This is a genomic window from Desulfovibrio sp. 3_1_syn3, from assembly GCF_000145315.2.
GTDB classification, from domain to species: domain Bacteria; phylum Desulfobacterota; class Desulfovibrionia; order Desulfovibrionales; family Desulfovibrionaceae; genus Desulfovibrio; species Desulfovibrio fairfieldensis.
Genome location: NZ_ADDR02000002.1, coordinates 170,777 through 193,626 on the forward strand (window position 1 = coordinate 170,777; position 22,850 = coordinate 193,626).

Genomic DNA, 22,850 nt, shown 5'->3' on the forward strand with positions numbered 1-22,850 from the left:
CGGGTTTGGACGGAAATCAAATGCTTAAATCTTATTAAATAAATAAGAATTATTTTCTCCGGAACCCGGCGTCCTGTCAAGAAAAAAGCGCGATACTCCCGGCTTCCGGGCGTTGCGGCCAGGAGGTCTGAGGCGTAGACTTCGCTTGGTGGATCATTCAGAAGCAAGCGAGGTCATATGAAGGCGGAAATCATCTCCGTGGGCACCGAGCTTTTGCTCGGCCATACCATCAATACCGACGCGGCCCATGTGGCGCGCGAACTTTCGGCTCTGGGCGTGGATCTGCTGCACGTTCATGTGGTGGGCGACAATGCCGGGCGTCTGGAAGCCGTGCTGCGCGAGGCGCTCACGCGCAGCGATCTGGTCATCACCACCGGCGGCCTGGGACCCACGGACGACGATCTGACCAAGGAAACCGTGGCCCGCGTGACCGGCGCGCCGCTGGAGGAAGACGCGGACAGCCTGGAGCGGCTCAAAGAGTATTTCGGCAGCCGCCCCATGGGCGCCAATCAGCGCAAGCAGGCTTTTTTGCCGCGCGGGGCCGTGGCCTTTCCCAATGCCGTGGGCACCGCGCCGGGCTGCGCCGTGCCTGCCGGGGACGGCAAGTTCGTACTTTTGCTGCCCGGCCCGCCGTCAGAGTTGCTGCCCATGCTGCGGACGGGCGTGACGCCCTTTTTGCAGCGCTACGCCCACGGGGCCATCGCTTCCTTCATGGTGCGCACCTTCGGCATCGGCGAAGGCGCGGCGGCCATGCGCATCAAGGACCTGACGGACGGGGCCAATCCCACGGCCGCCACCTACGCCACCGAGGGGGAAATGTTCGTGCGGGTCACGGCCAAGGCTGACGACCCCGCAGCCGCCGAGGCGCTGGCCGCGCCTCTGGTGGCGGCTGTGCGCGAACGTCTGGGGGACGTGGTTTACGGCGTGAATGTCGCCGGCCTGGAAAGCGTGGTGCTGCCGGAGCTGATCCGGCGCGGGCTGACCCTGACCACGGCGGAATCCTGCACCGGCGGCCTGCTGGCCAAGCGGATCACGGATCAGCCCGGCGCGTCGGCGGTGTTCGGCACGGGCCTGGTGACCTATGCCAATGAGGCCAAAACCCGTTTGCTGGGCGTGCCCGGGGACATGCTGCGCGCGCACGGGGCCGTGAGCCCGGAGGTGGCCCGCTGCATGGCTGAAAACGCGCGCACGCGCTACAACAGTGATTTCGGCCTGGGCATTACGGGCATTGCCGGACCGGACGGCGGCACGCCCGAAAAGCCCGTGGGCCTGGTCTATATCGCCTTCAGCGCCGAAGACGGCGTCCGGCTGCGCGTCATGCGCCCCCAGGGCCGCTATCTCGGCCGGGACTGGACCCGCAACCGGGCCGCCAGCCACGCTCTGGACCTTTTGCGGCGTTATCTTTTCGGCCTGTCCCCGGATCTGGAACAATAGGGCCGCACTCCCTGAACTAAACGGCTTTTTTTCAGCGCGGGGCGGTCTCCGTACTTCGGAGACCGCCCCGCGCTCGTTCATGTCCGCTCAAAAGCCAGATTGCGCGACACCACCATGAGCACGCCGAGCATGACCAGCACCAGGGCCGTGCCCATGAGCAGGGCATAGTCCTCCATTTGCAGGATGGCGTACAACAGGCTGTACAGGGCCGTGAGCAGCAGCCCCACGCTGAAGCCCTGCCGTACGCTGCGCAGGGCCGCACCGGCGTACAACGCGATCATCAGCACCGTGCAGGCCGAGGCCGCCGCATAGGACGGCAGAAAGGTGAAATGCTCGGAAAGCGAAAGCAGCACCAGATAAAAGACCACCATGGCCAGACCCACCAGGCCGTATTGCACCGGGTGCAGGCGGGCATTCAGGCTCAATTCGAAAATGATGAAGGCCAGGAAGGTAAGTCCGATGAACAGGATGCCGTATTTCACCGAGCGTTCTATCAGATGGTAATGGCTGGCGGATTCGTACAAGGCCACTCCGGCGGCGAAGGAGGTGAAGCGGTCCGGCCAGGTTTTGAGCGTGCCCAGATTGGGGTAGGAACGGGCCAGGGAGGGAATGTCCCAAACCGCCGTGAAGCCTGTGGCGGAAACCTCGCGCTTCACGGGCAGGATGTCGCCCCTGAAGCTGGGGTGCGGCCAGGGCGAGTTCAGGCTGACGGCCGTGACGCCGCCCACGGGCGTGAAGGAAATGCCGCTGCTGCCGTTGAAAACCAGCTCTTGGGAGAAATCATACTGTTTGACGTCCGGCGACAGCGGCACGGGAATACGAAAACCCTCCTTCACGGCGCTAAAGGGCTGAGTGCCGGGTTCGGCGGCCAGTTCGGCCCGGTTCCAGACAAAGGGGCCCACCGTGCGCAGGGCGCTGGGCCAGGAGAGCCCCACGACGGCAAAAGCCCGCTGAAAGTCCACGCTTTCCAGGTCCGGGGCAATGCGTTTCAGGCTTTCGAGAGGCGGCAGCGTGAAATGCCCGGCCATGCTCAGCCTGGCGGTGTAGACCAGGGAGCGGTAAATGCCGCGCTGTCGCTCCTGCGGATCAAGATTGCAGGTAAAATCCGCTCTGGCGGGCAGCAGCACGAAATAGCCCGGCACCAGGCGGCTCTCCTTGATGACGCGGTATTCTTCGCCGCCAACGGCTTTGGGATCCTCATTGCGCACGGTCCGGGAGGTGATCTGGCGTTCGCTGTAGGGAATCAGCAGGATGGGACCGGTGATCTGTTGCTCCCCGCCCCACGCCTTGCTGATGTCCCGCACCACGCTGCGGTACAGACTCGCGCGCTCGTCCGTGAGATCCTTGACCAGCATCAGGGGCAACAGCAACACCACGGCGATAAAGGTCACAATGCTGAAACGGGCCAGAGGCGTGCGCAGCAGGGCGCGGGTTTCCTGATCCGGGCAGGCTTCGCGCCGGGACGGGATCGCTGCCGGGACGGTTGTTTCCATTGTGGGGCGGTTTTCTGTTTCAGGGGCGGGCTGCCCGACTTCCGGCCGGGCCGCGTCGGCGGCGGGATGCGCCGGACGCCGGGGCGCGGCATAGAGCCGGGCCAGCCAGCGCAGAAAAACAAAGCCGCCCAGCAGCGCCAGGCCAAGGCCCAGCAAGGCCACCACGGCCAGGAATATCCATTCCATAATCGCCTCCTGAAACCAAAGTAACGGAAAAATCCGTACAGCCGAGCTCAGCGGGCCGGAGCCGGAGTCCGGCTGCAATAGCGGTAATAAAACAGCAGGATGTACAGCGGCACCAGGTAAGCCGCGCCCATCAGGGCCTCGTTGACAGTGAAGAATTCGTTGCTGACGATCATCAGCAGAATGTTGTTGATGACCCCGAAGGAGATCAGAAAGGCCAGCCGCACCTGGCGGGGCATGCCGCGCGTGGCCGGAAGGGCCGCCACGGTCATGACCACGCAGAGCAGGCAGGACGCCAGCAGGGCGTGCAGGATCAGGGCCGGGGATTGTCGCAGCACCCCGGCGTAATTGCTGAAAATGCCCAGATTGGAAATGACGATGGCCGTGGTAAGCAGAGGGAATTGGCGGCGCAGAATGTCCCCGGCCAGCCGTGGCAGGGCGCGGGTGACCATGGCGGCGGCAAAGGGAAGCAGAATCGTGATGCAGAGCGAGATGGTCATGCCGCCCAGGGAGAAGTTTTCCGGCAGGTCCAGGCCGCCCGTGCCCAGGGCGCGCAGGACGCCGTCCGTGCAGGAGAGCAGAAGCGGCAGGCTGAGCGGCAGCAGCAGGGAGGTGAGGATGTTGCCCACCAGAATCAGGGCGGTATTGGCCCCGAGCATGAGCGAAAACACGGCGGCCATGACCCCTATCGGGGCCGCGCCCAGCAGCAGGGCCCCCAGGGAAAATTCGGGCATGATCAGACGGAAGACGGCAAAGACGAAGAGCGGCAGCGCCAGCAGACGCAAGACCGTGAGTCGGCAGACGATGCCGGGCATGGCGCGCAGTTCGTCCCAGAGGGCTCCGGCCCCCACGGCCAGAAAGCTGAGATAGAGCATGACCATCAGCATCAGGCGGGGCATGGCTTCAAGCGGACCGGCCAGTCCGGGCAGAAACACCCCGGCTGCCATGGAAGCGAAGGAGGAGAATACCATGGTCAGGTCGCGAAGCTGCATGAAATCCTCCAGCGTATTCCAGGCAGCTTGCCCGCTTATGCATCAAAAAACAAGGCCGGATGCCGGGAAAAACACATTGGCTTTTCCACGCCGCCATACCACGGGACTGTACACCTAGAGCATTTTGCGCTTGAAATTATCGCTTAGCGGCGAAGTAAATTCGCCTTGCGATAATTTCGCGGTGCGGATTTTCACGGAAAATCCACACAGAGCGTTAAGATATTTTCAATATCAAAACGCTCTAGGGCCTGTTAACACTATTTCAGAGCTATAACAATCAACGCAAAGACGACAAAGGCCAGGAACATGACATCGAGCTTATCGAAGCGAGTAAAAACACGGCGGAAGCCTTTGAGCCTCCTGAAAAGCCGTTCTACCTCATTACGTCTTTTGTATAGCTCTTTGTCATACTCCCACGGTTTCAGTCGGTTGGGATTGGGCGGCACCACCGGAGTGAAGCCCAACTCACGTCCCAAGCGAGTCGTTTCATTACCCTCATATGCGCCATCCATAAGCAAGCTGCACGGCGCTGGCATCGGCCCCAACTGGACAAGCAGCCTGCGCCCCTCGGGGGCATCGCCGGCGTTGCCGGGAGTGAGGCTGAAATTCAACGCGCATTCAGCATTCGCGGCAACCATATGAAGCTTGGTCGTCCAGCCGCCTCTGGACTTTCCGATGGACTGCGGACCTGTTTTTTTTAAGGCCCCTGTTCCATCGGGATGAACCTTAACAATAGTACTGTCGAGAGAAACTGCTTCTATTTTAAGGCGGAGTATCTGCTCTTGTTGAAGGCGTTCAAATATACGGTCAAGAACTCCGTTCTTGCTCCAGCGGTTCATGCGCGTGTAGATGCTGTGCCAACAGCCAAAATTTTTCGGCAGTCCACGCCATTTACACCCATGCTCCGCAACGTACAGAATCGCATTCAACACCTGGAGATTGTCAAAACGGACATTACCTCTTTGGCGCGGGAAGCAGTCAGCGATTCTCTCATATTGTTCGCGAGTAATTTGCATAAGACATTCTTACGGAATACTCGCTCTTTGTCAAATAGTGTTAACAGGCCCTAGTTCGCCGGGGCGGACTCCAGCAAAGCCTTTTCATGGGCGGCGCCGACTTCGGGCAGCCGGGCTCTGGCCCTGGCGTACAGCTTGTTTCTGTGTTGCAGCCTCTCGGAGGAACGGGCTTTCCAGCTTTCATAGAGCTGTTTGCTTTCGGCCAGGCCGGAGGCAACGGCATCGGACTTCTGACATTCGGGATTGGACTTGATATGCCTGATCAACCGGCCGAGGCGTTCAATGCTCGGCTCGCTGTTGTAGCGGAGCCTGTCCGCCAGCAACATGTAATTGTAGTAGCCTTCGCACTGCGGATGGTGTTTGAACGTTCCATCGGCATAACCGGCACCCAGAGTCAGGGCGTTTTCCACGGAACCGTTTTCAGCGGAGATGGCCGCGTAATGCTCAGCCCGTGCATAATCCGCCGCTCCTTTCCGGGGATTGGCGTAATATGTCGCCAGAAGCCCGGCGGCCTTCCAATAGCCGGAGTCCGCGGCCCTGGTCAGCCAGTAGCGGGCTTCGCCGTTGCGATCTTCCATAAAGCGGGCCTGAATGGGCGTGACGGGCGGCGTGGCCGGGGGAGAAAAGGGGATGTCCTCCCGCTCCCCGGCGGTGGCGAAGGTTCCGTACATACCGGCCCAATGCCCGGTCAGGGCGCTTTGCAGAAAAAAGTCCCTGCTCCTGGAACCCGCTTCGTACTGGTCTGCCAGCATGGCGTACTGCACGCCCAGCACATAGCCGCCTTCGCCCTTGCCCAGCAGGGTAAGCAGCCAGCCCTCCCAGAATTCCGGCGGCACCGGCCATGTCTGGTCGGCGTGCACCCGGCTGACCACGGACAGCGAGGCCATGGCGAACATATCCCCCTGCCATGTCAGTTGCAGCCATCCCGCGTAGGCTTCGCGGATTTTGCCGGACTTGTAGAGCCGCTCCACTCTTTTGAAAGCCGGAGTAATGAACCGGGCGTCGTCATACAGGCTCTCATATTGGTCATCAGGGCGGACAAAAGCCAGGCCCACAGGCGGCGCGGTTTTCGGCAGGCGGGCGCTGTCCGGTTCAGTGTCGGTCGTCAGAAAATTTTCGTCGGCAGAGAAGCCGTCCGCCCTGCTTGGATCGGCGGCCACGGCTGTCATACAGGTGGCCAGGAGCAGGAGCCAAAGCGATTTTCTCATGTGTTTTCATTCCTTCAACTGCACGGATCAAAAACCGTCGCATTTCCCGCGGGAATGCGACGGGCGCGAACTGTTCCCCTCGGCTCAATTCTCGGGCTCAAAACATTTCACCAAGCCTTTCGCCTGGATAGGATCTCCTCCGCCGGAAGCGGGAGATAAAAAGTATGTTGTAGTTTAGCTTATATTTATTTTTAAGTTTAGACCAGGGCTCATTTTCGGGAGACATCAACCGTTTTGGAAAACGGCACAATGGAGCAAAGCGCTCCGCACGGCAGGCACGGAGCACCCGTGCGGACGCGGGCTATGCCAACTCAAGGTATGCCGCGCTTTGGTTCCGTGTTTCCAGGCCGTCCTCTTCGGGGTAAGGAGCTATGAAAATGGCCTCCGGTTCACCCTCCACGCGCAGAAAGCAGGCATTGTCAGCCCCGATGAGGTTGCGGGCCGCGCACGCGCTGAATTCCCGCCCGCCCCAGTCTCCCCGGATGCCGCGCAGCGGGCGCTCAAGCGTGCATTTCCGCGGCAGTATGCCGCGAGGCCCCACGCCGAAGGCCGTTACCTCGGCTCCCAGGGTTCCGGCCATGAAGCCCGGCCATTGCGCGCCTTCTGTCGGTCCCGCTTCCAGCCATTGGCCGATGAGCGGGTCCAAATGGGCTGCCAGATGAAAGGGGCGCGGCGGCAGCGGACGGGATTTCAGACGCGCGGCCATGAGCCTGGCGGCAAAGTTCTTGTCCCGGCGGAAGACGCGTACATCCCCCAGCCAGTGGGGCAGTTCCGGTTCCGGGCCGTCGCCAGTGAGCAGGCAGGCCGTCAGGGGCGGGCTGGGACGGCGCAGGGCCAGGGTCAGCATGGCCATGCGATTCAGCACGGCAGGGGTGAAATCCGTTGACGCGCCGCAAAAGACCCAGGCCTGCACGGCCGGGTCGTCCAGAATGGGCAGAAGCCGCATCCAGCCCCGTTGCGCGGACGTCTGCCGCCAAGGCACGGTGGCTGCGGCAAAGCCCACGGCGCGCAGAGCGGCTTCCTCGGGAGGCTGGGCGGACGGATGTTCGTCAAGAACGCAGAGCAGGGCTTTGGGCAGCGTCACGGCAATCCTCCGGTCGGTCAGGGGGTGAAAAAATTACGGACCTGGCCTGTGCAGTTGCAGAGCGCGCTCCAGGCCGCAAAGGCGCGGCGCAGGCTTGCGGCGTCGGGCCGGGCCTGGGCCTGGAAGGCAAGACCCCGGCGCAGCAGGGGCCACAGAAAGGGCGGGATGCCGGGCGGCCTGGCCGGAACCATGTCCTGCTGCCGGGCTTCGGCCGGGGAAAGCCGTTTGAAGGGATGCGCGCCGCTGAACACTTCATGTACCGTGCAGCAGGCCGAAAAAATATCGTCTTCCATTGAGGGCGGGCCGCCTTCCAGGCGTTCGGGGCTGGAGTAGAGCAGGCTGTGGGCCGGAACGCGCAGGCTTTCGCGCAGCCCCACGGCTGCCGGTGTGCCGCCCTTGCGCACGCTGGCGGCGGCCACGTTGAAGTCGATGAGCACCGGGCGCTCCCCGCTTTTTAACAGCAGGTTGGCTGGCTTGATGTCGCCGTGGGCGATGCCCTGGGCGTGCAGAAAGGCCAGGGCGTCGAAAAAGCGTGCGGTCATGGTCGCCAGGGCCGCGCCGGGCAGGTCGCCGGGCCGGATCTCGCCCGCGTTGCGTCCCTGCAGCAGCTCCATGCTGTAGCAGAGGCCGAAGGGCTCGTTGTGCAAGTCAAAAACGCGGACCACGCCGGGATGGACCAGATGGCGCAGAATGCAGAATTCCTGCGCCAGGGCCAGTTGAGCCTGATAGTTCCGGGTCAGTTCCGGCAAAAGGCGTTTCACCGCCACCTGGGGAGAGGCATCGCTCCACTCCACACGGCGCAGATCCAGAGCGGCGTAAACTTCGCAAACGCCGCCGCAGCCCAGCAGCTGTTGCAAAAGAAAGCGTCCGTTGTGTTCCGTGCCCGGCATGCCCTTGCGGAGGTTGTGCGGCGCGGGAAAACGCCGGGGCCCGCGGAAGGGCCTTGCCGCCGGAACAGGCCGGAGATGCTTGTAAAGCGCCATGGCTCACCTCAACGAGGAAATGAAAACCGCCACCAGAGTGATGTTGTCCGGCTGGGGCACGCCGTCCACAGCCCGTGCCATGTCTTCCGCCGCCTCCCTGGCGGAAGTTCTTGCCAGGCGCGCCGCCAGGGCGTCCGGACCCAAAAGGTTGGACAAACCGTCGGAGCAGAGCAGAAATTTATCGCCGCCCCGCAGGGAAAAGCGGACTTCGTCCAGGCGCAGGGCGTCGCGCGCGCCCACGGCGTTGGTGATGATATTGCCCCGTACCATGCGCCGGGCCTCGGGCGCGGTCAGCTCGCCGTTGTCGATTTTTTCCTGCCGCAGGGTGTGCTCGCGGGTACACTGGTAGAGCACGCCGTCCCGCAGAAGATAGCAGCGGCTGTCGCCCGCCCAGAGGCAGGCCGCCTCGCCGCCGTGCATCAGCAGGGCCACCACTGTGCTGGCGGCCTGGGTCGCGCCGCCGTGCGCGCGCAAAATGTCGTTGCCCTGGCGCAGAATGCCGCCCACATTGTTCACATGCTCGTCCAGCGAGGCGGCATGGGGCGTTGTGAGCAGCATGCGGGTAACCAGCCTGCCCGCCTCGCCGCCGTGCGCGCTGCTGCCCACGCCGTCAGCCACGGCCCAGAGCAGGCGTTCGTTCCAGCTCAGAAAAGAATCCTGGTTTTCCAGGCGGAGATCTCCCTTTTGGCTCCAGCCCCAGGATTCAAGAGTTACGGGAAAGCCGCGCGCATTGTCCGCCATAGAGCCTCCGGCCATCATTTATATTTAATATTTTATATAAAATTTCAATTTATACCAAACGGAGAAACGTCCGCCGGGCGGCACGGCAACAGTCTGACCAAGCCATCGGAACAGAGGTTTGCTCCGCCCCTGAACGGGGTTGGAAAGAGCGCCGCGTGATCGCCGTCGCTTTACCTGTGCGACCGGCCGCTTTGGCACCGAACAGCGTAAAATCCGCCGTCGCGCAGTCCTTTCGCATGGTCAGGGCAGGCGGGATATGCGGGGCAGGCCCTGCGGCGTCCAGGCAGGGGCGTCGTAGCTGCCTTGCATGGCCAAGCGGCGTTTTTCCGGCCTGCTGTGGGTTCTGTTTTCCGGCCTGCCCGTTTTGATGTTTTTTTCCAGAGGAGCTGCTCCGGCCGCTTGCAGGGGCAGAAAGTTTTTTTCATTCAGGCCCAGTTCGGGGCTTTTGCCCAGAACCAGCACGGCCGCCGCGAATTGCGGCACAAAGCGCAATGTCTCTTCCCGCAGGGCCTGGGCGGCCGGGTCGTCGCTCCGGCACTTGCGGGTGATTTCCTCAAGGCTGTCGCCGTAGCGTTGCACGGCCTTCCGCATGGCGCCCTCGCCGCAGTTATACGCGGCCAGGGCCAGAGGCCAGTCCCGGAAAAGGCCGTGGAGATAGGCCAGATAACGGGCGGCCGCATCAGTGGATTTTTCCACGTCGAAGCGCTCGTCCTTTTCCTTGCTCACCGTGAGCCCGAAACGTCGGGCCGTTTGCGGCATCAGCTGCCACAGACCCGCCGCGCCCGCCGAGGAGACGCAGCGCGGCTCAAAAGCGCTTTCCACCAGGGGCAGGCAGGCCAGTTCTGCGGGCAGGCCCTGCCGTTGCATGCCTTCAAGAGCCACGGGCAGATAGCGCCGCGCCCGGCGCAGCACGTGATCCGTGGTGCTCCGCCGTTCTTCCAGCAGGCGGTGCAGATAGCGGCGCACCGTGGTTTCCTCGGCGTGCGGGGTCCAGACATCCAGCCGGGCCTCCGCGCTCAGGGACGCGTAATCCACCACGGCGGCCCGCTCCGTGCGGCGCAGCGGGCTCCACAGGGCGTGGGCGTCCCCCATGAAGCGCGGCACATGGATGGTCTGACCGCCGTTGGCCGGAATGAGTACCCGGCTCATGGAAGCCACACGGGTCTGGGGCAGGTCAGGATCAGGAGACGGGCCGCGGGCCCGGCAGGCCGCGAGACAGAAGCAGAGGCAGACGGCAAGCCCGAAGAACCGCGCGCGGCCCGTGTGCGGGGACGTTCGGGGGGCGGCCCGGCGGGCCGGCCTGAAGCGCGCGGCAAAGTTCCTCATGACCCGCCCGGCCCCGGCAAAGGAAATCTCTGCCGGGGCGTCACGTAACAGGGTGTTATAGCAGGGATGGCGGCAGGTTGAACGTGCAGACCCTGGGATCAAAGGGATTCATCTTGTTTCTGAACTGGATCAGGAACTGGGCCCACTTGCCCTGCTGCTGCACTTCGATGAGGCAGGTGCTGCCCTCCTGGCGCTTGATGCCGCCGCCGCGCAGCAGGCGGAACAGGGCCCATTCGCCTCGGGTTGTGGTCTGGCTGCTGATGCCGTGCAGGTCTATGGTTTCCAGCATGGCCTGGGACGCGCTGTCCGAGGGCCAGGTAAACGAGGCCCCCTGCACCGGGCCGTGCATGTAGCTCAGATGCCTGCCGGCCGCGCGCAGATTGACCTGCTTGAGCGTGGCGTCCAGGGCGTGGGGTTCCATAAGGAAGGTGATGCCCAGCTCTCTGCCGGACATGAAGAAGGCTTCCTGCACCCGGTTGGCCTTTTGCAGGTTGATCACCGCCTGGCTGGAAAGCGGCATGTACCGGCCCATGATGGGGCGCAGGGTGCCCGTGCGGGTGATGAAGGGCCGCAGATAGGTTTCGTGGAAGTTGTCCAGCACGCCGCCGCTGCGGAAGAAGGCGGCGAAATCGTCCAGGTTGGCGTCTCTGGACGCGCCTGGATCAAAGGGATAGCGGGCGTTCAGATTCTTGTCGTAAAGGGCGATGACCCGTTCCTGGTAGGCCTGGTTAATGCTGCGCGCGCCCCTGTTGAGCATGTCGCGCAGACCGCCCGCGGCCACGGTGGCGTACCAGCCGCGCACCGGCGCGGGCAGACGGCCCACGGCGCTTTCCAGGCTGCGCAGGGTGTCGTTTTTCTCGTCGGCCAGATCCAGCAAGGCGTGCAGCACGCGCTGTTCGCCCTGGTCGCTGGAAATGATCCCGGCGAAGTATTCCCCGGCTCCGGTCATGGCGTCCTGCACGGCCCGCAGCGCCGGGCCGGGATTGCCCTGCTCGTCCAGCAGGCTGTCCAGGGGCACAAAATACTGCCGCACGGCCTGGGCGTCGCGCTGGGCCGCCTCCAGAACGTCGCGACGCAGCTCCTCGGCGCTCTTGGCCGCCTGTTCTGTCAGGGCGCGGGCCATCTTGCCGCCGGTCTTGGAGGCCAGCTTCTGTTGCAGCTTGCGCTTGCCTTCCTCCTGCGCGGCGGCCTGCACGGCTCCGGGCTCCACGTTTTCCATGATCAGCCGGGTGTTGGCGCGTACCTCCCGCAACGCCAGCACGGCCGGGGGCATGCCGGGCGTGAGTTCCTCGGCCAGCTTGCGGGCGTCGCCCATGCTGGCGGGCATGCGCACGCTCAGGTTTTTGAGGGCCTGGCTCCAGGAACTGGTGTAATCGCGGAAGTACATGGTGCGCACTTCCTTGTAGACGTTGTTCATGTCCAGGGCGCTGAGCAGGATGGGATTAGCGCCGAAAATCCAGGTTTCGCCCGTCAGATTGCGGATGATGACCGGGCAGCGGCGGATGAGGTATTCCTCGTAGCCCTGGCGCGTGTACAGGTAGTCCACGGGCTGGGTGTCGCCGTTGAAAGGCGACTGGCCGATGGCCGCGCGGAAGGTGAAGGGCGGTTTGCCGCTTTCCCCGGCTTCCTCGCGCAGGCGCTGGTAGGCCAGTTCCGCCAGGGGAATGCGCAGCAGGGCCTTGCGGGCCCGGTCCACCAGCTCCGCGTCGGGCTCGGCGGGCGTGATGCCGTGCGCCAGAAGATAGTCCATATGGCGGCGCAGATCCGCCTGTACCGGGGCCTGGCCGGAATAGTCCCCGGCCCATACGTTGGCCAGCCAGGGATCAAGGAATTTCCGGTTGATGTGTTGGGGCTGGCAGAGCATGAGATAAGCCCTGAGCGCGTTTTTGAGTTCCATGGGATTGTTCAGGGCCGCTTCCACGCGCCGGGCCGCGGCCTGGCGCACCGGAGGCATGAGTCGCGTGTTGAGCGTGCCCAGGTAGGCTTCCTGCGTGGATTTCCGGAAAACGCGCCCCTGGTAAAGGCCGAGGCCGTAGCCGATGGCTGAATCCTCCTCCGGGTCATAGACGAAGGTGGCCTTCTCGATAATGTTCAGCTCCGGCAGGGGCGTGCGGGGCTCGTTGACCAGAGGGGCCTTTTTCTGCGCTCCGGAAAATCCGGCATAGGCCGCGTCCAGGGTTTCCACCCGCGAGTAATTGTTGATGAAACTCACCCCGAGAAAGGTTCCGGCCAGCAGAAAGAGCGCCGCCGCTGCCGCCTGCAGTCCGTAGCGGCGCAGGCGCAGTGCCCAGATGTGTTCCTTGTCGGCATTGGCCAGGCGGGCCTCGGGGATGATCAGGCCTTCCAGCAGGCGCAGCAGGAAAAAGCCCTTGGCGTAGTCGCCCACGGTGGCATTAAAGCCGGTCTGGTAGCTCAATTCTCCTTCCCGGGCCGTGGCGGCCACGATGTCCTGGGCCGAAAGCGCGCTGGAAAAGAAAAATCCCCGGAACATGACCGGCCGGTGATAGCGCGAGGGACCGAAGGCCTCGGTGATGAACTCCTCCATGCGCGAACCCAGGGCCGCCAGTTCCTGTGGAAAACGGAACATCTCGCCGCGCGAGGGGACGTCCCGTTCCTGATGGATTTTGGTCACGATCTGGGCGTTGAGGGTCTGCATGAGATCCTTGAGTTCCGCGCGCACGCTGCCCGCTTCCATGACGTCGGACTTGGCCGGGCAGCCGAAGATCTGCTCCCGCTCGGCACGGGAGAGATGGGCGAAAAACTGCGCGAAGCCCGGCACGGCGTCGCACTTGGTAAAGACAAGGTAGACCGGCACATAGGTGCGCAGGCGCTTGAGGGCTTCGCTGAGCCGCTGGCGGATGATGCGGGCCAGATGTTCGCGCCGGGGCGCGTCGTTGTCGATGATGTCGCGCATGCTCACGCAGACGATGATTCCGTTGAGGGGCCTGGCCGGGCGCACTTTGAACAGGGCGCGCAGCAGGGCGGTCCAGGCCTTGTGGGCCGGAGAATCCGGGCGGCTTTCGGTATAGGCCCCCGGCGTGTCCACAAACAGGGCCTCGTTGCTGTAGAGCACGTCGCAGTGCTCCGTGGCCCTGAGCTGATAGAGATGCCTGTCGGCCTGCTCGTTGAGCGGGAACTTGAGGCCGGAATTGAGCAGCACCGAAGTTTTGCCGCAGTTGCCGCTGCCCAGCAGCAGATACCAGGGCAGGGCGTAGCGGGAACGGCCCTTGGGGCCGTAAAAATTGGAAGTGGTGACGGTTTTGACGGCGGTCTTCAGGCGCTCCCTGATGTGGCGCAGCTCGTCGCGCAGCTGCATCTTGTGCTCTTCCGCCCGCTCGTAGGCCCGGGCCGCCTCGGGATCGTCCAGTTCCTTCCTGCGGCGGCGCGAGGCTGAAAGAGCCACAAAGAGTCCCCAGCAGAAAATAAGCAGCACCGTAGCCATCAGGCGGGCAATAACCCCCTCCAAGGGAACATATCCCGCCACGGCCACCAGCGGTCCCAGCAGCCAGACCAGCAGGATGAGCAGCAGGACAAGGCCCAGGGCGAGCACCCACGGAGTTTTGAACGCGTGCAGAAGGCTGCGGAAAAAACGGGCGATCATGGGTGGACCTCCGAGGCGGGCGTAACAGGCGCATGGGACGCGGCCGGGGTGGGAGCGGCGGTGGTTTCCTCAGCGGGGGCCGGGGTCGCCTCCGTTTGCGCGGTGGTTCCCTCCGTAGCGGCCCGCACGGGCGCTTCGGGCGCAAAGGGCGCGGAAACCAGGGTATGCCGGGCGAATTGGCTGAGCAGGGGTTCCGCCTTGCCGTTCAGCGTATGGGAGAAGCCCCAGAAAATGACGGCAATGCCGAAGACCAGCACGGCCCCGATGAGCCAGAGCGGCACATAGGCGTAGGTTTTGTTCTTGTGCGGCTCCACGCTGATTTTCTGGGCCAGATCCGGGCTGGGCTCGCCGCGCAGCAGGCGAATCTGCCTGTAGAGCTGGTCGCGCAGGGATTCCAGGGCCAGCGGGCCCCGGTCCTGCAAGCGGTATTTGCCTTCAAAGCCCAGACTCAGCAGCAGGTAAATCAGTTCCAGCAGATACAGCCTGCTGGCGGGCTGCTCCATGGTGCGGCCGAGCACGTCGAAAAATATCTCGCCGCCCCAGGTGTCCTGGTGAAAGGTGCTGAGCAGGGAATGATGCTGCCAGTCGCCCTGGGCGCCCGGAATGGCCGAGGTGGTCACGCTCTCATCCAGAGCCGTGCAGAGCAGGTATTGCGCGGCATTGACCTGGGCCTCGCTGACGCCCAGAGCCGCGGCCTGGGCGTTGAAGCCCCGGATTTCAGCTTCCAGGCGGATGCGCAGTTCCTCCAGGTCGGCTTCGCGCGCGTCGCGCAGGCGCACGATTTCCAGCAAGAGGCGGGAAGCCGCGTTGACCAGGGGATTGAGGCCCGGCGTGTATTCGTCAAAGGAGGTCTGCTGCGCCAGATAGGGCACATGGCGCGGGGCCTGCTTGCCGGGGGTCACGGCCACGGCCGTGAAGGGGAGGTCGGCGCTTTGGGAGCGCGGTTCCTCGGTAAAGAGCACCACGGTCTTGTCCGGATCGGTAGCGGCGGCTTGCTGCGACATGCTTTACTCCTTGATGGCCCAGAGTTGCAGGATGAGCCCCGGGAATGTGCCCGACACGTGCAGGGCGCAGCCGGTGGAGGCTTCCAGCTGCGCCCGCTGCTGGGAGGTGAAATCCAGTTGGAAATAGCTTTTTCCCGCGTGGAAGGGGATCTGACGGGGAGCCACGGGCATGGGATGTATTTTCACGCCCGGCAGATGCGTGTTGACCAGTTCGCGGATGTTTTCGGGCGTGCCGATCTTGATCTGCTTGGGCAGCAGGGCGCGCAGGCTTTCCTGATCCATATCCGCCTGCGCCACCAGGACGAAGAGCGCCGTGCTGAGCAGGTTCTTGTCGTGGATCGGGGCCAGCTGGACATTGTTCTTGCGCTGCTGCAGGGAAAGGAGCACGGCGTGCTGTTCCAGCACCATGCTCAGGGCGTAGCGGGCCTGCTCCATGAGCGCGGGGAAACAGTGGTACTGGGCCCCGTGGTCATAGCCCGTAAGCTCGTTGGGGCGCTTGCCCCGCTCGGAAAAGGTGGACAGCTCGCCCGCCAGCGAGAGCAGCAGGCGGTAAAATTCTTCGGGGTGCAGGCCCGGCGTCCTGTCCAGATGCCGGAACAGGGGTTCCATGCGGTTCAGGCATTGCAACAGCATGAAGTCGCCCAGTTCGGCGGTGCCGGTCTGCCCGGCGCTGCTCACGCGATTGGCGATGTGGTCGGCCCGGTGGGTCAGCAGGCCGATGATCTCGCGCAGATAGCCCGTGAGCGTGGGCGAGCCCTCCAGGTGCAGAAAGGTGGGCATGAACTCCTTGTCCAGAAGCACGCTCTTGTCCTGGCGGCACTCCACCACATGGGCCACGGGCATGGTCACGTAGCCCTTGAGATCCGAATCCTCCTCGAACATCAGGCGCATGTCGAAGCGCCCGCAGAGGATGCTCGTCTCGCTGCTGTTTTTTTCCTTGTAGGCATTGTGGTCGCGGATGCGCAGGGGCGTGCGGATATAGCGGGTGGAAAGCCCCGAGGTTTCCTCGTCCCTGGTTTCCGCGCCGCCTTCCACGGCCATGGGCAGGGCCAGCATGATCCGCTTGCCGGTGAGCCCCGGCGCGATGTCCAGGGAAAGCGGCGGCTGGCCGTGCCCGATCTCGAAAAGCGTGCCGTCCGGCAGCATGCCCGCCGCCTTGCTGAGCACTACCTTGCCGAGACTGAGATACTGCTCGTCAATGAGGAATTCGGTGAAACCCCAGGCATGGGGTTTGAGCATGGCCCCGCGCATGCGCAGCTGGGCGTCCACATGGCGGTCCTGCTGCTGAAAATGCACGGGGCTGACGCCCATGCCTTCGGTCCAGATAACCCTTTCAGGAAGCATGCCTTATTCTCCTGCGATAATATCCGTCCTCACGGCCTTGGCGGAACACAACACGGCTGCCCGCGTCTCAGCGGGCCGTCTTCATGGGCGGCACGGCATAGGGCGCGGGCGCGGCCCGTCGGGAGCGGGGCCGCGTGTCGGACGTTCCGGCGGCCTTCCCGGCGGCGTTGGTTTCCTCGGGCTCGGACATGCCGGGCGCGGCGTCCATGTCCTCGGAAGGCATGCGCCGGTTCCGCTCCAGCACGTCCGGGTCCGTCTCCGGTGCGGGCCTGGGCGGCGCGGGCGGGGTTTCGTCCTCATAGCTGGTCAGGGTCTGGTCCGGCGAGGGTTCGGTCCTGACGGCCGTGCGGGCGGCGGGGAGTTCCGGCTCCGGTTCGGGTTCGTGTTGCTTCAGGGCTTCTTCCGGGTCCCAGTCCTTGGCTCTGGATTCGGGGATGACGATGATGCTGGCGTCGTTGAGCTCCAGGGCGATCAGGTTCTTGCCCTCGGCGTCGATGGGCCGCAGGGTGCGCCAACGGGCGCGGTCCATTTGCCGGAATCCGGCCACGACACCCAGAAAGCGCGCGTCCGGACCGGGCAGATAGGTGATGGAGCGCGCTTCGCCGGGCACGAAAACCAGTTCGTCCGCCGCCAGGATGTCAGCGCCCAGCGTCTGCATGGGCTGGTCAAAGAGATTCTGGAAGTCGGCCTGGCGGAAGGCCAGGCCGCGCCGCAGCTCATAGACCTTGACCACCACCGGCGAAGGGCGGCCGGAAAAATCCGGATTCACGTTGGCCTGGCTGGCTACCAGCAGTTGGGCGCGCCCGCCGGAGCAGGCCGTCAGTGCGCAGATCGCCGTCAGTGCCGTCAACAACAGTGCGAATTTTTTCATTGTTGTGCTCCTTGCTTGGGACGCGCGCCCAGCGGGTTGAGGGTCCGGCCCTGCATTTCGTAGGCGCGGGCGAAATCCTGCAAGAGCAGGGCTTCCATGCCTTCATGATCGTCGCGCAGAGCGCGGTGCATGCGGATGAAGCTCTGCCAGAGACGCGTGGCCCGGCCAAGGCGCACCGGGCCGTTGATGTCCAGGCGGTTTTCCACGGCACGGGGCGAAAGCTTGTCCAGCAGCGCCGCGCTGGCGGCGCGCGCCCCGGCCAGCAGGCCCATGTGGTGGCGGTGCAGATCATTGAAGCCGCTGGTCATGGCCTTCACCGGAGGCATGACGCCTTTTTGCGGCGGCCCCAGCAGCGTCGCCAGGGCGGCTTCGGGCGAAGGGCTGAACTTCAGGGGATTGTTGTTGACCGCAAGGCCGGTGCTGGTGGCCGGAAGGCGCAGCTCATTTTTGCATTCGGCGCGGTTGTGCAGGGCGTTGGTCATGCCGTCCACGGCGGCCGCCAGCAGTTCCGCGGCCAGCTTCAGCACGCGTTCCCGCTCCTTTGGCGAGGATGGCGGCTCGGCGAAACCCAGGGCCTTGAAAAAAACGTCTGTTTCCGGCCCCGGCACGGAGCGGCTTTCCGGCGCTGGCCGGAGCGCTGCGACGGGCAGGGGCTCGGGATCGACCTGCGGCGCGCCTGCAGCCGTTTCTCCGCCGAGTGGGCAGGCTTCGCCGCTTTCATCGTCGTTATCCGGTTCGGCATCCCAGTTTTCAGGGATCAGCTCCTCCTGCTCGGGCACGGCCACAATGGGCTGCAATCTGCCCAGAAGCGGATCCGTGTGGTCCGCCGGCAGAACCGCCCTGGTCTGGCGGCCGCTGAGCAGGTCGTCATACTCGCCCATGCGTTTGCGGGCCACGAGTTCTTCTTCCTGTTCCATGGCCGTGAGGGGATTCAGGGACAGGCCCTTGGGGCGGCTGAGGATATCTTCCACATCTTCGGGAGAACCGGCATACGCGCCGGGGTTGTGCAGCAGGCGGGCCATAATCGTGTACGCGCCGATGATGAAGCCCTCGCCGTGTTCGATGCGGTGGCGGCTGTTCCTGCCCACAGGTTCGTGGGCCAGGGAGAGAAAGACGCCGTTGGCGCTGACGTCCTCAAGATAGAAGTGGCCGTCCTCAAAGGTGATCAGCGCGTGCTGGCGGGAAATTTCGCGCGATCTGTCCGGCAGAACCCATTCGCATTCCTCCGAACGGCCGATATAGCCCCCGGCCTCGCCGAAAACGTGCGAGACGGGAAAATTGGCCGAGAATTTCTGCCTGCTGACGATCTCAAACATAATATCCATAGGGCGCTCCGGAACGAGAGAGTTGCCGCCGCTGAGGACGTGAGGCTTCCGTATTGTGGGGCGGGGCCAGTTTTTTCAGCTTGGAAACCAGCGTGCTGCGCGGCAGATGCAGTTCCCTGGCGGCCTCGGCCACATTGCCGGAGCAACGCGCCAGGGCCCGCTTAATGAGCTTTTCCTCCAGCAGGCGCAGGTTCCGGGCCAGGCCGCCGGACCGGAGGTCCTCCTCTTCCGTGGCGGGGGATTCCACGGGAGAGAAGGCCTCCGGCGTCAGGCGGTCGGCGGCGGGATCGGCCATCACGGCCGCCGCCTGAATGCGGTTGCAGAGCTGGCGCACATTGCCCGGGTAGTCCAGGCCGCCGAGCAGACGCAGGCTCTCGGGCGTCAGGCTCAGGCCGGGGCGGCGCAACGTGTCGCGCATCTGAACCAGAAAATGTTGGGCCAGCAGCGGAATGTCTTCCGGCCGTTCGCGCAGGGGCGGAATGTGGATGCGCAGCGCGGCCAGACGGTGGTAGAGATCCGGCCGGAACGAGCCGGATTCCAGAACTTCGCGCATGCTTTTGTTGGTGGCGGCAATGATTCGGATGTCCGCCGGAAAGGTTTTGGAGCTGCCCAGGGGGCGCACCTGGCGGTCCTGGAGCACGCGCAGCAGCTTGGCCTGAAGCTCGGAAGGCATTTCGCCGATTTCGTCCAGCAGCACGGTGCCGCCGTGGGCGCTGCGCAACAGGCCGGGATTGTCGCTGTCCGCGCCGCTGAACGCGCCCTTGCGATGGCCGAAGAGCTCGCTTTCCAGCAGTTGCGCGGGCAGGGCCGCGCAGTTGATCTTGATGAAAGGGGCCGCGCGGCGCCAGCTGGCCGCATGCAGGGCCGAGGCCGCCACTTCCTTGCCGGTGCCGGTTTCGCCGGTGATCAGCACGGCCACGTCCGTGGGCGCGGCTCTGGCGATCTGCTCGCGCACCCGCAGGGCCGCCGGGCTCTTGCCCAGAAAAAAGGATTCCACGATGCGCAGGCATTGGGAGCCCTGTTCCAGGCGGGACAGGTCCTCGTTCAGGCTGTGCAGCAGCAGATCCTCTTTTTGCCGTTGAAGGTGGGCTTCCAGCAGAAGCGCGCCCAGATCGCAGAGCGGCTGCGGATCAGTCGCCGGGGCACGGTCCCGGCCAAAGCCCAGCAGCAGGCCGCCCAGTGAACGGTTTTTCCAGGCGGGCAGCGGCAGGGCAGTGAGACGGGCGGCGGCTTTTTGCGGGCACAGCAGGTCCAGAGAGGGAAAGGCGCTGTTTTGCATGCTGTCGCGCACCGTGTACTCCCTTCCGGTTTGCAGGGAAAAGCAGACGGGATCCTGACTGCCGAGCGGCAGGGAATGCCCGCAGGGCGCGCTTGCGCCCGCGCCCGCGTGCCACACGGCGCGCAGCAGCAGTTCCGTGCCCGTATAGTCCAGCAGAAAGACGCCGCAAAAGTCCGCTCGGGCGGCGGTTCCGGCCAGGCGCGCCAGGCAGGCGGCGGTTTCGGCCAGATCGGCGCAGGCCCGCAATGCCGTTGCGGCGTCCGGGGGTTCCGTGGGCCGGGTTACGGGATTCACGGCCGGGCCTCCAGCGCGCAGTTGAAAGCGCCGTTGGCCGCATCCAGGGAAACGCGCAGGCCGCGCGGCGCGTTTTTTTCCTCCAGCAGGGAGGAAAGCAGGGCGGCGGCCATGCCCGGCAGCAGATGGGCGTTGATGATGTGGTCGATATTGCGCGCGCCCGTGTCCACGGCGTCGCAGGAGGCCGCGATATTGTCGGCCACGGCTTCGTCCCAGAGCAGGGGGATGCGGTGGCGCTCCATCAGGCGGCGGCCCACGTGCTCAAGTTTCATGGCCGTGAGTTCCCGCAGCGTGTCCTTGTTGATGGCGGCATAGGGCACCACGGTCATGCGGCCCAGCAGGGCCGGGCGGAACACCTGGGTCAGCACGGGGTGCAGGGCCGCGCGCAGGGTCCCGATGTCGGGTTTTTCCTCTTCCTCGCAGAGGGCGGCCACAATATCGCTGCCCAGATTGGAAGTCAGAAAGATCAATGTATTGCGGAAGTCCACCTCGCGGCCTTCGCCGTCGGCCAGCACGCCCTTGTCGAACATCTGGTAAAAAAGGTGCAGGATGTCGGGATGGGCCTTTTCCACTTCATCAAAAAGCACGGCGGAATAGGGCTGGCGGCGCACCGCCTCGGTGAGGCGGCCGCCCTCGCCGTAGCCCACATAGCCCGGAGGAGAGCCGATCAGCCGGGAAATGGTATGCTTTTCCTGAAATTCGGACATATTGATGCTGATCAGCAGGCGTTCGCCGCCGAAGAGGGCATCGGCCACGGCCAGGGCGGTTTCCGTCTTGCCCACGCCCGAGGGGCCCACCAGCAGGAAGATGCCCGTAGGTTGGGTGGGGCTGTTCAGGCCCGCATGGGCGGAGAGGATGGTTTTCTCAATGATTTCCAAAGCCTGGTCCTGGCCCTTGATGCGCTCGCGCAGGCTTGCGCCCAAATGCGAAAGCGCGGCATCGCCCGCGCCGTCCAGCTTGCCCGCGGGAATGCCCGTCCATTCAGAAACGATGCCGGTCACCAGCTCCGGGCTGACCTCGTGAAAAACCAGGGGGGCGCCGTTCTGGATTTTACGCAGTTCTTCACCGAGCACGGCCGAGCTGACGCCTTGAGCCTCTTCCGTGGCGGTCCGGGTTTCAGTCTCCGGCGTTTGAACGGCTTCGGATTGGCCGCCTTCATTCGCGGCGGCTTCGTCGGCGTGCTCCACGGCCCGTTGTTTCAGAATGGCTTCCACCAGATCCAGTTCGCGCCGCCATTGCGCCTCCAGGGCCTCCGCGCTCGCCGCAAGGTCGGCGCAACGCTGTTGCAGGGCGGCGTGCCGGGTTGCGCTGTCCTCGGGGCAGCGCGCGGCCACGCCCTTGCAGCGGTCGCGTTCCAGGGCGTCCAGCTCGCGCCGCAGCGTGGCCAGCTCTTCTTCCAGGGTTTCCAGAACCGGAGGCTTGGCGCCCAGGCTGACCTTCACGCGGGCGCAGGCCGTGTCCAGCACGTCAATGGCCTTGTCCGGCAACCGGCGGCCGGTGATGTAGCGGCCCGCCAGCTCGGCCGTGCGGATCACGGCGTCGTCGCGCACATAGACCTGGTGCGCCTTTTCATAATGCGGCACAATGCCGCGCAGGATGGTGACCGTGTCCGCCAGAGAGGGTTCGCCCAGTTTGACCGGCTGGAAGCGCCGGGCCAGGGCCGCGTCCTTTTCAAAATATTTCTTGTATTCGCTCCAGGTGGTGGCCGCGATGGTGCGCATTTCGCCGCGCGCCAGGGCGGGCTTGAGCAGATTGGCCCCGTCGCCGCTGCCCGGCGTATTGCCGGACCCCACCAGGGTGTGGGCTTCGTCGATAAAGAGGACCGTGGGCACAGGCGCGGCCTTGACCTCGTCGATGACCGCCTTGAGGCGGCGCTCGAACTCGCCCTTGACGCTGGCCCCGGCCTGAAGGCGGCCCATGTCCAGGCCCACGATGCGCACGCCCCTGAGGGAGTCGGGCACGTGGCCTTCCACTATTTTCAGGGCCAGGCCTTCCACCACGGCGGTTTTGCCCACGCCGGGATCGCCCACCAGAATGGGATTGTTCTTGCGGCGGCGGGCGAGAATGTCCACCACCAGGCGGATTTCCGGGCCGCGCGCGAAAACCGGGTCGATCTTGCCGTTGCGGGCTTCCTCGGTGAAGTCCACGGCGTACTGGGCCAGAGCCCCGCCCCCGGCTTCGCCTTCGTTCCGCTTCGGCCCGGCGGGATGCCGCTCTTCGTTCAGGCCTTCCAGCTGGCGGAGCAGGGCGTCGGCGGATATTTCCTTGAGCTCCCTGTAAAAGGGCAGCGCGCCGTAACGCACGGGATTGCGCAGCAGGGCCAGCACCAGCGCGCCCGCGTTGATGCGCTCCTGCCGCAGCTCAAGGCTGGTCAGCAGATAGGCCTCCTGCAATAACTGGTAGAGCAGTGGGGAGAAGGACGGGCGGCCCGTGTGGCGGCCCGCGGGCGGGCGGTTTTTGGCCAGAATTTCGCGCAGGGCTTCGGCATTGCGCTCAAACTGGGCCAGAATGTCCCGCATATCGTCCAGCGGCAGCAGGCATTCCATATAATCGTCAATGGTGATTTCATAACCGCCGCGCGCGGCGCAATTGACGGCGGCCTGCTCCAGGGCCTCCCGGCAGGGGATGTCCAGGGCTTCAAACAGGGCGGCGAGACTGACGGTGGACATGGC

16 protein-coding genes are annotated in these 22,850 nt (G+C 64.4%); 1 reads left to right on the plus strand and 15 read right to left on the minus strand.

The features are described 5' to 3' along the window. Positions 1-177: 177 nt before the first annotated feature. Positions 178-1,434, plus strand: coding sequence for a competence/damage-inducible protein A (locus tag HMPREF0326_RS12025; RefSeq protein ID WP_008685005.1), 1,257 nt, complete (start codon positions 178-180; stop codon positions 1,432-1,434). Positions 1,435-1,511: 77 nt separating this feature from the next. Here the strand turns inward: HMPREF0326_RS12025 and creD are convergent, their stop codons facing one another. The 15 genes from creD to tssH all read right to left on the minus strand — a co-directional run bounded on the left by creD (position 1,512) and on the right by tssH (position 22,847). Then, a complete protein-coding gene (gene creD, locus HMPREF0326_RS12030; protein WP_020990572.1) occupies positions 1,512-3,113 on the minus strand; it encodes a cell envelope integrity protein CreD in 1,602 nt (533 codons plus the stop codon). 47 nt (positions 3,114-3,160) lie between these two features. Beyond that, on the minus strand, positions 3,161-4,102 hold the full coding sequence (locus HMPREF0326_RS12035; protein ID WP_008685002.1) for a symporter: 942 nt from the start codon (positions 4,100-4,102) through the stop codon (positions 3,161-3,163). A 257-nt stretch (positions 4,103-4,359) separates the two neighbouring features. Continuing rightward, positions 4,360-5,118, minus strand: a complete 759-nt coding sequence (locus HMPREF0326_RS16265) for an IS5 family transposase (RefSeq protein WP_020990573.1) — start codon at positions 5,116-5,118, stop codon at positions 4,360-4,362. Positions 5,119-5,168: 50 nt separating this feature from the next. After that, positions 5,169-6,326, minus strand: coding sequence for a sel1 repeat family protein (locus HMPREF0326_RS12050; protein ID WP_008685001.1), 1,158 nt, complete (start codon positions 6,324-6,326; stop codon positions 5,169-5,171). A 301-nt stretch (positions 6,327-6,627) separates the two neighbouring features. Beyond that, on the minus strand, positions 6,628-7,410 hold the full coding sequence (locus tag HMPREF0326_RS12055; RefSeq protein WP_008684999.1) for a hypothetical protein: 783 nt from the start codon (positions 7,408-7,410) through the stop codon (positions 6,628-6,630). 17 nt (positions 7,411-7,427) lie between these two features. Next, positions 7,428-8,393, minus strand: a complete 966-nt coding sequence (locus HMPREF0326_RS12060; RefSeq protein WP_008684998.1) for a serine/threonine-protein kinase — start codon at positions 8,391-8,393, stop codon at positions 7,428-7,430. Between the two features lie 3 nt (positions 8,394-8,396). Then, the gene (locus HMPREF0326_RS12065) at positions 8,397-9,134 is read right to left on the minus strand and encodes a PP2C family protein-serine/threonine phosphatase (protein WP_008684996.1); all 738 of its coding nucleotides are present in this window, start codon (positions 9,132-9,134) and stop codon (positions 8,397-8,399) included. 240 nt (positions 9,135-9,374) lie between these two features. Beyond that, positions 9,375-10,460 (minus strand): lytic transglycosylase domain-containing protein, encoded by a 1,086-nt coding sequence (locus tag HMPREF0326_RS12070; RefSeq protein ID WP_008684995.1) that lies wholly within the window; start codon positions 10,458-10,460, stop codon positions 9,375-9,377. Positions 10,461-10,515: 55 nt separating this feature from the next. Further along, positions 10,516-14,061 (minus strand): type VI secretion system membrane subunit TssM, encoded by a 3,546-nt coding sequence (gene tssM / locus HMPREF0326_RS12075; RefSeq protein ID WP_008684994.1) that lies wholly within the window; start codon positions 14,059-14,061, stop codon positions 10,516-10,518. Further along, positions 14,058-15,065, minus strand: coding sequence for a type IVB secretion system protein IcmH/DotU (icmH, locus tag HMPREF0326_RS12080; protein ID WP_008684993.1), 1,008 nt, complete (start codon positions 15,063-15,065; stop codon positions 14,058-14,060). The genes tssM and icmH overlap by 4 nt, the downstream gene beginning before the upstream one ends. Before the next feature lie 3 nt (positions 15,066-15,068). Next, positions 15,069-16,409 (minus strand): type VI secretion system baseplate subunit TssK, encoded by a 1,341-nt coding sequence (tssK, locus tag HMPREF0326_RS12085; RefSeq protein WP_008684992.1) that lies wholly within the window; start codon positions 16,407-16,409, stop codon positions 15,069-15,071. Between the two features lie 67 nt (positions 16,410-16,476). Further along, the gene (gene tssJ / locus HMPREF0326_RS12090; RefSeq protein ID WP_008684991.1) at positions 16,477-17,280 is read right to left on the minus strand and encodes a type VI secretion system lipoprotein TssJ; all 804 of its coding nucleotides are present in this window, start codon (positions 17,278-17,280) and stop codon (positions 16,477-16,479) included. Next, complete coding sequence (gene tagH / locus HMPREF0326_RS12095) at positions 17,277-18,605, minus strand: type VI secretion system-associated FHA domain protein TagH (protein ID WP_008684990.1); 1,329 nt, start codon at positions 18,603-18,605, stop codon at positions 17,277-17,279. The genes tssJ and tagH overlap by 4 nt, the downstream gene beginning before the upstream one ends. Further along, positions 18,589-20,178 carry a sigma-54 interaction domain-containing protein gene (locus HMPREF0326_RS12100; protein ID WP_020990574.1) on the minus strand — a complete coding sequence of 530 codons (1,590 nt, stop codon included), beginning with the start codon at positions 20,176-20,178 and terminating at the stop codon, positions 18,589-18,591. The genes tagH and HMPREF0326_RS12100 overlap by 17 nt, the downstream gene beginning before the upstream one ends. Then, complete coding sequence (gene tssH / locus HMPREF0326_RS12105; protein ID WP_008684988.1) at positions 20,175-22,847, minus strand: type VI secretion system ATPase TssH; 2,673 nt, start codon at positions 22,845-22,847, stop codon at positions 20,175-20,177. Before tssH ends, HMPREF0326_RS12100 begins: the two co-directional genes overlap by 4 nt. Positions 22,848-22,850 lie beyond the last annotated feature (3 nt).